The organism is Actinomyces oris, from assembly GCF_001929375.1.
Taxonomy (GTDB): Bacteria; Actinomycetota; Actinomycetes; order Actinomycetales; family Actinomycetaceae; genus Actinomyces; species Actinomyces oris_B.
Genome location: NZ_MSGO01000067.1, coordinates 1 through 13,268, shown reverse-complemented (window position 1 = coordinate 13,268; position 13,268 = coordinate 1). Strand labels below are relative to the sequence as shown.

Here is a 13,268-nt window from a genome sequence, read left to right as displayed (position 1 = left end):
TTACATAACAGGCCCTAGGCGCACCTGGTCGGCGTCGACGGCGAAGATCGGCCCGCTCCAGACCCGCTCGCTGGAGACCAGCTCCCGCCCCGGTTCGCGCGTGTCAGCGAGGCTGTTCTCCAAGCCCTCGCTCCTGCGGGTCTTCGTCACCGGGTGGTCCACGATTGGCTCCTCTTCTCGCTGTCGGCGTCGTGGTTGCTGGGCGCTCGGGCACAACGATGCTACCGCTCGGGGCGGGGCGGCTCAGTGCAGGTCGAGGACCATCTGACGCAGCTGGGCCGCCAGGTCCTCGAGCCCGGGAAGGCGCCCCGCCGCCTCGCGCGCGCGCTCAGCGGCGCGGGAGCGGGCCTCGGGGTCGCTCAGGAGGGCGCCGAGCGCCTCAGCGATGGCCTGGGCCTGAGGGGGCACGAGGAAGGCTCCTCCCCTGGCGGTCACGGCGGTGCCTCCGACGTCGGTGGCAACGATCGCGGTGCCTGCACGCAGGGCCTCCTGGATGGTGAGGGGCTGTCCCTCCCACAGGCTGGTCTGGACAACGATGTCAGCGGTCTCCATGAGGGCCGGAGCATCGTTTCGCCGCCCCAGGAGGGTGAGGGGGAGCTGTCCGGCGGCGATGCGCTCAGCAGCCTGCTGACGGCCGGGGCCGTCCCCGGCAAGTGCCCAGGTGAAGGCCGTAAGCCGGCCGGCGTCGACCTCACGGGAGAGGATCGAGGCGGCCTCGAGCAGCAGTGGCAGACCCTTCTGGGGAGCCAGGCGGGCGACGGTCAGGAGGCGCGCACCGCCCTGCGGCCAGGCCGCCTCCGGTGCAGTCGGGTCGGAGGAGCTCGGTTCGGCGGGCTGCTGCGGTGGCACTGCGGGGATGATGGCGAGCTCGACGTGTGGGGCGCCGAGCTCCCGGGCCCGTTCGGCCAGGTCGGGGCTGACCGCCAGGACGAGGTCGGCGCGCCGGGCGATGAGCCGCTCGAGCCTCTCCCCCACCAGGGTGGTCAGGCGCCCCCCGACGGTGAGGTTGTGGAGAGTGACGACCAGCCGGGTGCGTCCGCGGCGGCGGCGCCCCAGGGCCAGGGCGGCCAGGGCCCCGGCTCGCAGGCCGTGGGCGTGAAGGACGTCGGCGCGCCGGCCCAGCCGACGCAGCCTGGCCACGGCCAGGGTGTCGTTGAGGCTGGGGCGCGGGCCGATCTCGAGTGCCTCGGCGCGAGCCGGCTCGACATCTAGTCCGTTAAGGACCGTGGCGGGCGCCTCGACGATGACGTCGTGGCCGTCGGCGGCCAGGAGCCGGGCGCAGTCGGCCAGGTGGGCCCTCACCCCTCCGGCGGCCGATCCGCACACCTGGAGGATCCTGCGGCGCCCGGCCTGCGGTGTTTGTCCGGCACCAGGCTCGTTCGTGGTATCGACGTCGCTCATGATCTCTCCTTGTCATCCGTCGTCACCGTGGGCCTGCCGCCGCGTATCGCTGCCAGGAGGCTGCGGTCAGCCAGGTGGATGACCACCAGGACGAGGGCAGCAGCCGCAGCAGCACCGGTCACGGCAGTGACAACGGCCAGGGGCAGGGAGGTGATACGGGTGGTCGCCGCTCGGACGGCCAGCCCGAGGGCGAGGGCCACGGGAAGCCCCGCGGCGAGCGCGGTCAGGGTGGCGCGCAGCACCCGGCCCCCCATGACCCGGGCAAGAACGATCAGCAGGCTCGTCCCCGCCACTGTCATCCCGATGGTCGTGCCCACTCCCAGGGCCACGAGGGTGGCGCGCCCGTCCCCGCCCGAGGGCGCCATGAGGCGCACGCAGGCGGCGCTGGCCACGGCCACGGTCAGCCAGCCAGCCGCCGTGGCGTGAGCGGCAGGCCGAGAACGGTCGGCGGCGAACAGGACCCGGGTGACCTGGTAGATGAGGGCGTAGCCGATCAGTCCCGGGGCCAGGACGGCCAGCGCCTGGCCCATCCCGTCGACCTGCTTGAAGGAGAAGAAGCGCTCGGCGGCGGCGCTGGCGGCCAGGAGCATGGAGGTCCCGGCCACGGCGACGGCGGTGACCAGGGCCGTGGAGGTGGCCACCAGCCTCGTGACGTCCTCCTCAGCTGTGCCGCCGGGGCTGCCCGACGGGAGCTCGCGGGCCTCGAAGGCGGCGGTCAGGCGGGGGTAGAGAACGGTGGCCACCGGGACGGCCAGTACCGCGTAGGGAAGGACGTAGACGGCCTGCGTGTACTGATAGACCGCCGCGGTTCCGGTCTGCCCGCCCCAGCGGGCCATCGCCAGAACCACCAGGACACTCACCTGCTGGGCGAGGATCGTCCACACCCCGGCACCGCCGAGCCGCAGCGCCCGCCGGACCTGGGCGCCCCCCAGTCTCAGGGTGGGGCGCAGCCCCAGTCCCAGCCGGTGGACCGGCCACAGCAACGGGAGGCTGAGCGCTGCCACCCCGAGGGTCGTCCCCCAGCCCAGTACCTGGAGGGCGAGGCTGGAGACGGCCGCGTCCTCACCGCCGGCCAGCACCCCGTAGAGGCCATAGGTCGCCATGACCACGAGGCTGGAGAGCATCGGTGTCAGAGCAGGCCAGGTGAAGCGGTTGTGAGCCTGGAGGACACCGGTGAGGACGACCGCCACCCCGTACATGGGCACCTGCAGAGCGAACATGCGTAGGAAGGAGGCGACGAGCTCGTGCTGGAGCGCCGGGTCCACGCCCTGGGAGGTGGGGAACAGGGCCGCGATCGGTGCGGCCAGGACGATGAGCCCCAGGGACAGCGGCGTCAGGACCGCCAGGACCAGGCCCAGCAGCCCCGAGGCGGTGGCGGTGGCCTCCTCACGCCTGCCCGCGGCGATCGGTGCGGCCAGGAGCGGAACGACGGTGGCCGCAAGCACACCGCCGACGACGACCTCGTAGAGGGTGTTGGGCAGCTGGTTGGCTGTGGTGTAGGCGCCCGCCACCGTGCCGGTGCCGACGGTGGCGGCCTGGACGAGCCAGCGCAGGAACCCCAGGACGCGGGAGACGAGGGTCAGGCCGGCGACGGACCCGGCCACTGAGAGCAGTCCGCCGCGGCGTTGCTGGGATGCCATCAGGGTCGGCGTCCCAGCCCGTCGAGGGCGGCCAGCACCGGGGTGTCAGCGATGACGCGGGAGAAGGAGACCTTCTCGCTGGCCAGGATGAGGCTCACCCCGCTCAGGGCGGCCCCGGCGCGCACCGCGGCGTGGGGGTGGCAGGCCAGGGCGGTTCCCAGCAGGGCTCCGACGGCGTTGGCCCCGGTGTCCCCTAGCATCGTGTTCTCCAGGAGATCCTCCGGCAGGGCCATGAGGCCGACTCCCAGGGTGCCCGCGGCCAGCAGCCGAGTGGGCTCGCCGTCGCGCCCGGGGGTGGCCAGCAGCGGGGCGCTCACGATGCAGGCGGTCTTGAGCGCCCGGCCGGGGCGCAGGTCGAGCAGGTTGAGCAGGTTGGCCCAGGCCGCGACGGCCACGGCGCTGGTCGCGGCATCGAGAACGCCGACCGCCGGCGGACGTGCTCCGGTGCTCGAGCTGCGGTGGCGGGCCAGGAGGACACCGCTGACGAGCGCCCCTGAGCCGATGACGGCGATCTTGAGGGCCCCGGTGGTGACGCGCCCGTGGGCGAGGGCGGTCAGGTGGCCCTTGAGTCCTTTGGCGGGGGTGTCCCCGTCGTGGGCTCCGGCATCGAGGTCGTCGACCAGGCCGGCGCACCCGCCGGCCGCAGCCGCGACGGTGGCGGCGAGCCCTGCCCGTGAGGGCGAGGCCGTCCTGCCCCGCAGGAGCCTGCCGGCCTCGATCCCGGCCGTCACGGCTCCGGCTGCTGCCCCGACTCCCCCGCGCAGGTTCACGGTGCGGCCGTGGAAGTTGGTGCGCTCCAGGCCCTGGGCGACGGGTACCAGGGAGGTGGACCAGGACAGGGCGGTGCCCGCCGCCTTGAGGCCCACCTTCGCCAGGCCTCGGGCGCAGGAGCTTACTCGCGTGATCGTGCCAGCCATGGACTCAGCCTAAGGCAGGGCGGGGGCGGATCGCGGCGTCGCCACCCATGGCGGGGCCTCAGCGCCTGAGTAGCCTGAGGAGCAGGGGGCTACCTGGTCACTGGCGGCATGACGGCGTCGGCTCCCTTGTCGAAGCCGTAGTGGCCGATGGTTCCCGCTCGGGTGGAGGCCAGGGCCAGGGGCGTGGAGACCGAGGCGGCGATCTGGCCGATGGAGTCGATGGTGGTCACCTTCGCCTTCTCGGAGCGGATGATGCTGACGACGTTGTCGTCACCGTCGGCGGAGCCCACGACGACTGTGGGCGTCCGACCGGCGGTCCCCTCCAGGGCCTTGGCCCAGGCCTTGGGGTCCTGGCCCGGTGAGGCCTCGACCGTCGACCCCTTGCCGGAGGCGGCCTGCGGGCGCGGCCCGACGACGACGATCATCTCCGCCGGCCCAGTGGGTGTGGAGTCCACGGTGACGAAGGGCGTGCCGGACTTGTCCACTGACAGCATGTCCATGAGGACTCGGGAGGAGTCGTCGTTGGAGGTGAGGGCCTTGGCCAGTGCCTCTCCCAGAATGCCGTTGGCGTCCTTGGAGTTGGCGCTGCCCAGGTGCCCCTGGACCTGTCCGGAGAAGGTGGAGCGGTAGCTCTCCCGGGACAGGTCCACCCAGGTGCTGGTCAGACTCACCCGGCCGGTGACGGTGGCGCCTGCGCTCTTGAGCTGGGTGGTGATGGCGTCGGCGTCCTCGGCCTTGGCGTCGGGCAGGAGCACCATGGCCACGCTCTTGGAGGCCAGGGTCCCGGGCAGGAGGCTGCTGGCGGCCTGAGTGATGTAGGAGTCCCGCTCGTTGACGGCCGTCTCAGTCTGCTCGAGCTTGGCCTGGGTGGCGTTGCGGTTCTCACGCAGGGCGGTGACCTGGTCGTTGAGCGCGGTCCCCAGGGAGTTCTGCAGTGGGCCGGCTCCCAGGACGACCCCGACGGCGAGGGCCAGGAACACGGAGATGAGCGATACCAGGTGATAGCGGAAGTCGATCATGGTTGAAGACCTTGAGGATGACCGTGAGAGGGGCTGCCTCTCAGATGGGCGGGGGTCGTTAGACGGTGGGTGAGTTCGGGGCCAGGCCCAGCAGTGTGCGGAAGAAGTTGACGATGTCGTCCCACACGGCGCCGGACAGTCCTAGGAAGGTCTGTCCACCGGGCGTGGACATCAGGGCGATGGCCAGGGCGAAGGTGCCCGCCAGGGCCAGGAACAGTAGCCACCACCCCGAGATGCGGGTGCGGTAGAGCTGGGAGACGCCCTTGGCGTCGATGAGGCGACCACCGACCTTGAGGCGGGTCAGGAAGGTCGATGACATGCCGGCGCGTCCCTTGTCGAGGAACTCCAGCAGGGTGGCGTGCGTCCCCAGGGCCACGATGATCTCGGCGCCGGCCTCGTCGGCCATGAGCATGGCGATGTCCTCGCTGGTGCCGGTGGCGGCGAAGACGTGGTGCTCCACCCCGAGCTCCTCGACATGGGCCAGGCCCGGGGCGCGCCCGTCGCGGTAGGCGTGGACGACGATCTCAGCGCCGCAGGTCAGCGCCTTGTCGGACACGGAGTCCATGTCGCCCACGATCATGGTCGGTTTGAAGCCGACGTCCAGGACAGCGTCGGCGCCTCCGTCGACACCGATGATGATGGGCTTGTACTCGCGGATGTAGGGCTTGAGTGCCTGGAGGTCCTCCTTGTAGGAGTAGCCGCGCACGACCACCAGGACGTGCTTGCCGCTCATCTGCGTGGTCAGCGAGGGCATGCCGACGCCGTTGAGGAGCAGGTCCCACTCCCCGCGCATGTACTCCATGGTGTTGGCGGCGAAGGCCTCCAGCTGGACGGACAGGCCCTTCTTGGCCTCCTCCATGGCCTCGGCGACGGTCTGCTTGGTCTGGACCGCTCCCTCGGCGATGACCTGCTCCTTGCCCTCGACACGCACCGATCCGTCCTCGACGGTGATGCGCTGGCCGTCGTGCAGGCGCATGATGTCGGGGCCCAGGTCGTCCACGAGCGGGATTCCCGCGTCCAGGAGGATTCCGGGGCCGAGGTTCGGGTATCTCCCGGAGATGGACGGGGAGGCGTTGAGGACCGCTGAGGCACCGCACTCCACCAGCGCCTCAGCGGCCACCCGATCGAGGTCGGTGTGGTCGATGATGGCGATCTCTCCGGGCTGGAGACGCTTGGTGAGCTTCTTCGTGCGCGCGTCGACGCGTACGACACCGCTGGGGTGCTCGGAGACGGACGCAGACTTCCTGCGGAAGGGATTCCTCACGGGTCGGATTGTCCCACGACTGCTTCCTGGAGAAGCTCAGCGGCGTGCCGGACCGCGGCCTGGGAGTCCTCGTGCCCGGAGAGCATCCTGGCCAGCTCTCGTTCTCTCTCCTGGCCTTCGACGACGAAGACCTGTGTGCGGGTGCGTCCCGGCTGGGACTTTCTCACATTCCTCCCAGGCGTCTCTGAGAGGCCGGGACGGGCTTCAGGCTCGGTCACTGTCTCCTTGCGCACCACGAGGTGGGTGTCGGCCCAGGCCGCCACCTGTGCCAGGTGGGTGACGACGACGACCTGATGATGTCGTGCCAGGCGGGCCAGGCGCCTGCCGATCTCCCGGGCGGCCCGACCTCCCACCCCGGCGTCGATCTCGTCGAAGACGAGAGTGCGGGTGTGGGTCGCGGGGCGCGCGGAGGCAGCGGCGTCGGCGAGCACCACCTCCAGGGCGAGCATGATGCGGGACAGCTCGCCTCCCGACGCTCCCTTCCCCAGGGGCAGGGCGGGCGCGCCGGGGTGTGAGACAAGGGTGAGGGCGACGCTCTCCAGGCCGGTGGGCCCGGGCTCATCGAGCCGGTCCAGCTCGACGACGAGCCGGGCGCCTTTCATCTCCAGGCCCTCCAGCTCCGCGGTGACGGCCCGCTCAAGACGCTCGCCGAGTCGCTGGCGGGCCCGGCTCAGCTCGGCGCCGGCACCGGCGAGCTCCTCGTCGGCGGCGGCCAGGCGCTCGGCCAGGACGGTAGCGGTGTCCTGGGGGCCGTCGAGCTCGGCCAGGCGCGCGGCTGCGCGCTCACCCCAGGCCAGGAGGGCGTCGACGTCGTCGAGCTGCTCCTGAGGCCCGCCGATCTCCCGGCAGGCGCGGGTGAGCTCCCCGCGGCGGTCCTGGACCTGGGCGAGGCGAGCCGGGTCGGCGCTCAGCGCGGACAGGTACCCACTGAGCTCGGCGGCGATATCGGCTGCGTCGATGCCCAGTCGCTGGGTGCGCGCGGCCAGCTCGGCCAGGGCGGGATCTCGGTCAGACTCGGCGCTCAGGCTGCGGTGCGCGTAGGCGATGAGGGAGACGACGTCGGGCGCCTGCCCGGTGGCGGACTCCTCCCCGCTGAGCGCGCTGCGGGCCCCGGTGGCGGCCCGACGCAGGTCCTCGGCGTGGTCGAGTCTCTCGGCCTCCGCCGTCAGCTCCCGGTCCTCACCGCTGCGGGGGGCGACCTCCTCCAGGGCCTCGAGCCAGGTGCGCAGCTGAGTCACCTCGACGGCTCGGGCCTGAGCCGATGCCTGCCACTCCTGGAGCTCCTGGCCGGCCTGCCTACGCGCCTGGTAGGCCCGGGCGTAGCGGCGGCACAGGACGGCGTGGTCCTGGCCGCCCAGTGAGTCCAGCGCAGCGCGTTGGGCCGCGGTCGAGCGCAGCCGCAGCTGGTCTGCCTGGCCGTGGACGGAGACCAGACGGCCGCCCACCTCGCTGAGGACCGAGGCCGGCACGGAGCGCCCTCCCAGGTAGGCGCGGGAACGTCCGGAGGCTGGAACCGTGCGGGAGGCCAGGAGGAGGTCGTCGTCGAGATCACCTCCGGCCTCGACGACGCGGGCGGCGACGCGCGAGTCCGGGTCGACCAGGAAGGCCCCCTCAACCAGGCTGCGCTCGGCGCCGCTGCGCACGATGGTGGTCTCAGCCCGCTGCCCCAGCAGCAGCCCGAGCGAGGTGAGCACCATCGTCTTGCCGGCGCCGGTCTCTCCGGTCAGGGCGGTCAGGCCGCGACTGAGGGGAAGATCGGCCTCCTCGATGACACCGAGGTCCTCGATGTGCAAAGACTCGATCACGCCGTCCCTCCCGAGGAGTCCCGCCGGCTCTCGCCGTCGGCGCTCGTGTCGGCGGTGGTGACCACCGGCTGGTGCAGCGCATCCTCCTCAGGCGAGTGGGCCTCATCGGCGCTGCTGGAGGCCCGCCACCCCTCCACGGGCAGGTCGAACTTGCGCACCAGGCGGCTGGCGAAGGGAGCCTCGTTGAAACGTGCCAGGCGGACCGGACGCTTCGCCCGGGTGACACGGATCCTGGCGCCGACCGGCACGTCCAGGCTGCGTCTGCCGTCGCACCAGATCTCGGCGCCTCCGAAGCCCACCCGCTGGATGACGACCTCCATGCAGGAGTCGGGGCCCAGGACCAGGGGCCGGGTGAACAGGGCGTGCGCGGCCACGGGCACCAGGAGGAGCGCCTCGACCTCGGGCCAGATGACGGGGCCTCCGCAGGAGAAGGCGTAGGCGGTCGAGCCGGTGGGCGTGGCCATGATGAGGCCGTCGCAGCCGAAGGAGGACACGGCCTGGCCGTCGACACCGATGGCGACCTCGATCATGCGGGCGCGGTCGCGCTTCTCCAGGGCCGCCTCGTTGAGCGCCCAGTCGCGAGTGACCGTCCCGTCAGGACAGATGACCTCCACGTTCAAGGTGGTGCGGGTCTCGACCGTGTAGCGGCCGGCGACAAGATCGGCGACCACCTGCTCGATGCCGTCGGGATCGGCCTCGGCCAGGAAGCCGACGTGGCCGGTGTTGATGCCCACCAGGGGGATGTCCCGCTCGCGGGCGATCTCGAAGGCGCGCAGGATCGTGCCGTCGCCGCCGAGCACCAGGACGAGGTCGACGTGCTCGGTGCAGTCCGGGCCGACCGGCTCAACGCCTCGGGCACGCAGCGCCGCCGAGGCCCGGGCCACGGCGCTGGCCGTCGGAGCACTGGGCCTGGGGACGGGGACGGGCTTGTCGTTGAGCTCGCGCTGCAGCAGCATGACGCGCGAGATCCTCCGGCAGGGCTGCTGCGTTCCCGGCTGCTGCGAGGGCCGGCGGAGGGCGGCAGAGTCGGTTGAGTCGGCAGGGTCGGCGGGGTCGGCCGGGCGCGCCGCAGCAGTGGTGTCTGGAGGGCTCAGCTTGCTCATGGGCGGGTCCTTGTTCTGCGTCGTCGTGGGCCGAGCTCCGCGGGGCCGGCGGCGACGGCGTCCTCAATGCTGGAGCGCAACTCGTCTCCGCGCAGGTCCCCGGGGCAACCGGCGCGGGAGGCGTGCATGCTCAGGAAGTACTCAACGTTACCGGCGGGGCCCGGCAGAGGGGATGCGGTCACGGCCTCGACTCCCACGCCCAGGGCGTGGGCCCGCTCAGCCACCGTCATCACGGTCTCCACGTGGAGATCCGGGTCGCGCACCACTCCCCCGTGCCCGATCCGCTCCTTGCCCACCTCGAACTGGGGCTTGACCATGAGCAGGAGGTCGGCGTCGTCGGCCGCGGCGCGCAGCAGAGGCTCAAGGACCAGGGTCAGGGAGATGAAGGACAGGTCGCCCACGACCAGCTCCGGGGCGGGGGCGACGGCCTCAGGCTCCAGCGTGCGGATGTTGGTGCGGTCCAGGGCGGTGACGCGGGGGTCGGAGCGCAGCGACCAGGCCAGCTGGCCGTAGCCGACGTCAACGGCTACGACGTGCTCAGCACCGCGGCGCAGGAGGACGTCGGTGAAGCCGCCGGTCGAGGCGCCGGCGTCCAGGCAGCGGCGGCCCTCAACGCGGGGTGCCAGGCCGCGTCGACCCAGAGCGTCCAGGGCGCCGGCGAGCTTGTGGGCGCCGCGGGAGACGTAGTCGTCTTTGGAGGGCACCAGGATCTCGATGGCCTGGGCAGGGTTGACCTGTCGGGCGGGCTTGGTGACGACCTCGCCGTCGAGGGTGACGTGACCGTCGGTGATGAGGGTGGCGGCGTGGGTGCGGGAGCGGGCCAGCCCCCGGCGCACGAGCTCTGAGTCGATGCGGATGAGCCGGGCCATATCAGCCTTCCGCCTTGTGCAGGACGGCGGCGAGGTCCTCGTGGATGGCGGCCAGGGCGGCTGCCCGCTCCTCCAGGGGCATCTGAGCGATCTGGGCGATCTCGTCGGTGTGGTCGAGGAGCCCTTGGGCCGCTGTCAGGGCGACGTCGGCTGGCGGGGGTGCGGGCACCGGTGGTCGAGGAGCCGGCCGGTGTGCGGAGTCCACCGTCGCCGGCATCTCCTCTCCGACGTCGGTTCTCGACTCGTTGCCGCTCATTCCTGACTCCCATCGATATCGTTTCGACATCGTTCGCGCTGCCGCTGCGCGTTGCTCTTCTTCTCCGGTAGGTGCCTCACGGGCCCCGACCGGGGTCTCAGGGCTCGATCACCTCGATCTTGGGCAGGTCCAGCACCGCGGCCTCGCCCCGGCGGACCTGGGCGTCGGCCCAGTCCCAGGCCGCTACGGCCAGTGCCCGGTAGGAGTCCAGGTCGATACGCACAGCGCTGCCGTCCGGGCAGGACACGGCGCCGGCGTCCTGGAGCTCGAGCCCGGAGCCAAGGACTCGGGCGCTGCGGTTGCCGACTCGCCACCACACCTGGCCGTCGAGCTCGACTCGCACGGGCTCGGGGTGGGGCTCGGTCAGGCCGCGCAGGTCGGTGTGGAGGAAGCTGGGACGCTCGGTGGCCGGCGCACAGATGACGTCTCGCGCGTCGGAGACCCCGGTGAGGACGTGGAGCCCGGGGATCCCGGCGGCCCGGGCCCCGACGTGGTCGGTGTTGAGGCGGTCGCCGACGGCCAGGGGCCTGGTTCCGCCGGCTCGCTTGAGGGCGCGCATGTAGATGCCGGGGAAGGGCTTGCCCCCGGCCAGGGGTTCCTTGCCGGAGGCGTGGACGACGGCGGCCACGAGGCTGCCGTTGCCCAGGGCGAAGCCCCGCTCGGTGGGCAGGGTCGCATCGAGGTTGGTGGCCACGTGGAGGGCCCCGGCATTGATGGCGTAGACGCCTTCGGACAGCAGGGCCCAGTCGACCGCCGGGTCCCAGCCCTGGACGACGGCGACCGGCTCGTCCTGCGCACTGCTGGTCACCTGGAAGCCCTCGTCGAGGAGGGCTTGGCGGACGCCGTCGCCGCCGACGACGAGTACCGTGGAGCCCGGTTCGATGTGCTCGGTGAGCATGGCCGCCGCGTCCATGGCGGCGCTGAAGACCTCCGACGCCTCGGCGGTGATGTCGTTGGCCGCCAGCTTGTCCACGACCGTCTGAGGAGCCCGTGAGGCGTTGTTGGTGACGAAGGACAGGCGCATTCCGGCCTTGCGGGCGGCGTTGACGTTGTCGGCCGCGTGGGGAACTCGGGCCTGGCCGGCGAAGCAGACGCCGTCGAGGTCCAGCAGGGCGACGTCGTAGGCGGCGCACAGGGGCTGCTCGCTGCCGATCAGGGTGGCGGGGGCGGCGGTTTCAGTGGCCTGGGTCATGGTCATCGGGGCTCCTCAGAGGCGTTGCTGGAAGGCGTCGGCGCGTCCTGCGTGTCCTGAAGCAGCTCGGCCATCTCGGCCTCGACACGCTCGGCGAAGGACTGCGACCACTGAGCGTCCTCATCCTGGTCCACAGGCTCGTCGCAAGGCTCGAGATCTGCTGTGGCCTCGTCCTGAACAACTTCGCTCGGGGCCGGTGAGGCCTCGGTCGTCTCGCTCCCTGCATCGACGCTCGTGTCCCCGTCGGAATCCGGGACGGACTGAGCGCCGGAATTCTCAGGGTTGCTCTCCTCCTGAGCCTCGGAGTCGTAGTCGTCCTCAATGTCGAAGACCTCCACCTCGTCCTCCTCGACCGGCTCAGGACCGATACGGTCGCGGATGGCCTCGGCCTCCTGGTGCCGGCCAAGCTCCTCGAGCCGGTCGGCGCGTACGGAGTGCAGGCGTCTGAGGGTGTCGCTGTCGGAGGGACGCGCCCTGATGGCGTCCTCGATGATGAGCAGGCCGAGATCGGTCTGGCCCATGTCGTGGCGGAGGCTGGAGACGACCATGGCCAGCTCGGCCCGCTCGATCTCGTCGAGCTGGCGCGGGTCTGCCGCTTGAGCGGCTTGGAGGGCCTTGTCGAGGTTGCCCAGTGCCCGCTCGCAGTCGACCTCGATGGCCCGGTGGAGGTCGAGGCCGGACAGGCGTCTGGCGGCGCGAATCTCTCGGAGCGCCTCGCTGTAGTGGCCGGCGAGGTAGGCGGCGATACCGGTCGTTTCCCGGACGACGGCGACACGGCCCGCATGGGACGAGGCGTAGCGCGCGTGCTCGTAGGCGGTCTGAGGATCATCGTTGAGGAGTCGCTGAACCATGACCAGGTGCCGGGCGACGTTCTCAGCGTTGGCGCGCCCCAGGGCACGCAGCTCGGCCCTGGCGCCCCGCTCGAGGTCTGCGGGCTCAACCTCGTCCGGGACCTTGGGCTCGGGGACGCGCTGACGCTGTGGTGGGCGACCTCGCCGGTCGTCACGCCTGTCCCGTGAGTCCTTCCGTCCGGAGCGGTCGTTGAAACGGCCTGGCCTGCGACCGTTGCGGTCACCGCGCCTGTCACGGTCACCGCCGTCACCGTTCCGACGCCGTTCGTCGCGCCAGTCGTCTCGGTGCCGGCGATCGTTGTGAGGAGAGTGCTCCCCACGATTCGACCGCTGGGAATGTCCCCGGGAGCCGTAGGAGTCGTCGTCCTGTCCCGCGCGATCGCTGCGGCGAGAGTGATCGTCCTCCCCTGTGAAACGCCGACGCGCCCCGAAGCCGTGACGCTCACCGTTGCGGCGACGCCGACCTGCCTCGCCGTCGTCCGAGCCGTGCTGACGGTCCTGATACGCCATGGTCCTTCTTTCACTCCGGGACTGCCACCAGTTCCCCCGCTGTCCTTGAATACCTGGGAGGAGCCTACCTGGACCGAGGTACTCAGGCGTAACGGGACTCGGCAACACGCAGTGTGGTGCGCACTGGTTGGCGCTGCCTACTGATGGTTGCTGGTGGCATGTGGGTAGACAGCAGTATCGGATCGGTTCCCACATGCGTTGTGGAAACCGACCCGATACCGGTGGTGTGTGCTCGGTGGTGTCCTACTCTCCCGCACCCTGGCGGGTGCAGTACCATCGGCGCTGTCAGGCTTAGCTTCCGGGTTCGGGATGGGTTACCGGGCGTTATCCCTGTCGCTGTGACCACCGAGACGATTGTACGGGCAGTGCTTTGCTGTTGTCTGGTGCGGTTATTCGGTTATTGTCTGACTGCCACCGCATCCCACGCACACTATCTGCGTG

General features: G+C 71.3%; 12 protein-coding genes and 1 rRNA gene. All 13 read right to left on the bottom strand.

What is annotated here, in order from left to right:
- The 13 genes from BKH32_RS12355 to rrf all read right to left on the bottom strand — a co-directional run bounded on the left by BKH32_RS12355 (position 1) and on the right by rrf (position 13,177).
- On the bottom strand, positions 1-162 hold the full coding sequence (locus BKH32_RS12355; protein ID WP_430383806.1) for a hypothetical protein: 162 nt from the start codon (positions 160-162) through the stop codon (positions 1-3).
- A gap of 81 nt (positions 163-243) precedes the next feature.
- Positions 244-1,401, bottom strand: a complete 1,158-nt coding sequence (locus BKH32_RS12350) for a glycosyltransferase family 4 protein (protein ID WP_075250297.1) — start codon at positions 1,399-1,401, stop codon at positions 244-246.
- A complete protein-coding gene (gene murJ / locus BKH32_RS12345) occupies positions 1,398-3,041 on the bottom strand; it encodes a murein biosynthesis integral membrane protein MurJ (protein ID WP_075250296.1) in 1,644 nt (547 codons plus the stop codon). Before murJ ends, BKH32_RS12350 begins: the two co-directional genes overlap by 4 nt.
- Positions 3,041-3,958: a hypothetical protein gene (locus BKH32_RS12340; protein WP_075250295.1), complete on the bottom strand. Its 918-nt coding sequence runs from the start codon at positions 3,956-3,958 to the stop codon at positions 3,041-3,043. Before BKH32_RS12340 ends, murJ begins: the two co-directional genes overlap by 1 nt.
- Positions 3,959-4,047: 89 nt before the next feature.
- On the bottom strand, positions 4,048-4,977 hold the full coding sequence (locus BKH32_RS12335; RefSeq protein WP_075250294.1) for a copper transporter: 930 nt from the start codon (positions 4,975-4,977) through the stop codon (positions 4,048-4,050).
- A 58-nt stretch (positions 4,978-5,035) separates the two neighbouring features.
- On the bottom strand, positions 5,036-6,241 hold the full coding sequence (steA, locus tag BKH32_RS12330) for a putative cytokinetic ring protein SteA (protein WP_075250293.1): 1,206 nt from the start codon (positions 6,239-6,241) through the stop codon (positions 5,036-5,038).
- The gene (gene recN / locus BKH32_RS12325) at positions 6,238-8,046 is read right to left on the bottom strand and encodes a DNA repair protein RecN (protein WP_075250292.1); all 1,809 of its coding nucleotides are present in this window, start codon (positions 8,044-8,046) and stop codon (positions 6,238-6,240) included. The genes steA and recN overlap by 4 nt, the downstream gene beginning before the upstream one ends.
- The gene (locus BKH32_RS12320; protein ID WP_075250301.1) at positions 8,043-9,002 is read right to left on the bottom strand and encodes an NAD kinase; all 960 of its coding nucleotides are present in this window, start codon (positions 9,000-9,002) and stop codon (positions 8,043-8,045) included. The genes recN and BKH32_RS12320 overlap by 4 nt, the downstream gene beginning before the upstream one ends.
- 143 nt (positions 9,003-9,145) lie before the next feature.
- On the bottom strand, positions 9,146-10,018 hold the full coding sequence (locus BKH32_RS12315; RefSeq protein WP_075250291.1) for a TlyA family RNA methyltransferase: 873 nt from the start codon (positions 10,016-10,018) through the stop codon (positions 9,146-9,148).
- Between the two features lies 1 nt (position 10,019).
- Positions 10,020-10,274, bottom strand: a complete 255-nt coding sequence (locus tag BKH32_RS12310) for a hypothetical protein (RefSeq protein ID WP_081376807.1) — start codon at positions 10,272-10,274, stop codon at positions 10,020-10,022.
- A gap of 97 nt (positions 10,275-10,371) precedes the next feature.
- Positions 10,372-11,472, bottom strand: coding sequence for an HAD-IIA family hydrolase (locus BKH32_RS12305; RefSeq protein ID WP_081376806.1), 1,101 nt, complete (start codon positions 11,470-11,472; stop codon positions 10,372-10,374).
- Complete coding sequence (locus tag BKH32_RS12300; protein ID WP_075250299.1) at positions 11,469-12,317, bottom strand: hypothetical protein; 849 nt, start codon at positions 12,315-12,317, stop codon at positions 11,469-11,471. Before BKH32_RS12300 ends, BKH32_RS12305 begins: the two co-directional genes overlap by 4 nt.
- A 740-nt stretch (positions 12,318-13,057) precedes the next feature.
- Positions 13,058-13,177: ribosomal RNA gene (gene rrf, locus BKH32_RS12295) — 5S ribosomal RNA — on the bottom strand.
- Positions 13,178-13,268 lie beyond the last annotated feature (91 nt).

Bases quoted from the DNA above. Each gene is read 5' to 3' on its own strand.
- BKH32_RS12350 (WP_075250297.1), bottom strand. From the start codon at position 1,401: ATGAGCGACGTCGATACCACGAACGAGCCTGGTGCCGGACAAACACCG.
- murJ (WP_075250296.1), bottom strand. From the start codon at position 3,041: ATGGCATCCCAGCAACGCCGCGGCGGACTGCTCTCAGTGGCCGGGTCC.
- BKH32_RS12340 (WP_075250295.1), bottom strand. From the start codon at position 3,958: ATGGCTGGCACGATCACGCGAGTAAGCTCCTGCGCCCGAGGCCTGGCG.
- BKH32_RS12335 (WP_075250294.1), bottom strand. From the start codon at position 4,977: ATGATCGACTTCCGCTATCACCTGGTATCGCTCATCTCCGTGTTCCTG.
- BKH32_RS12320 (WP_075250301.1), bottom strand. From the start codon at position 9,002: ATGCTGCTGCAGCGCGAGCTCAACGACAAGCCCGTCCCCGTCCCCAGG.
- BKH32_RS12315 (WP_075250291.1), bottom strand. From the start codon at position 10,018: ATGGCCCGGCTCATCCGCATCGACTCAGAGCTCGTGCGCCGGGGGCTG.
- BKH32_RS12310 (WP_081376807.1), bottom strand. From the start codon at position 10,274: ATGAGCGGCAACGAGTCGAGAACCGACGTCGGAGAGGAGATGCCGGCG.
- BKH32_RS12305 (WP_081376806.1), bottom strand. From the start codon at position 11,472: ATGACCATGACCCAGGCCACTGAAACCGCCGCCCCCGCCACCCTGATC.
- BKH32_RS12300 (WP_075250299.1), bottom strand. From the start codon at position 12,317: ATGGTTCAGCGACTCCTCAACGATGATCCTCAGACCGCCTACGAGCAC.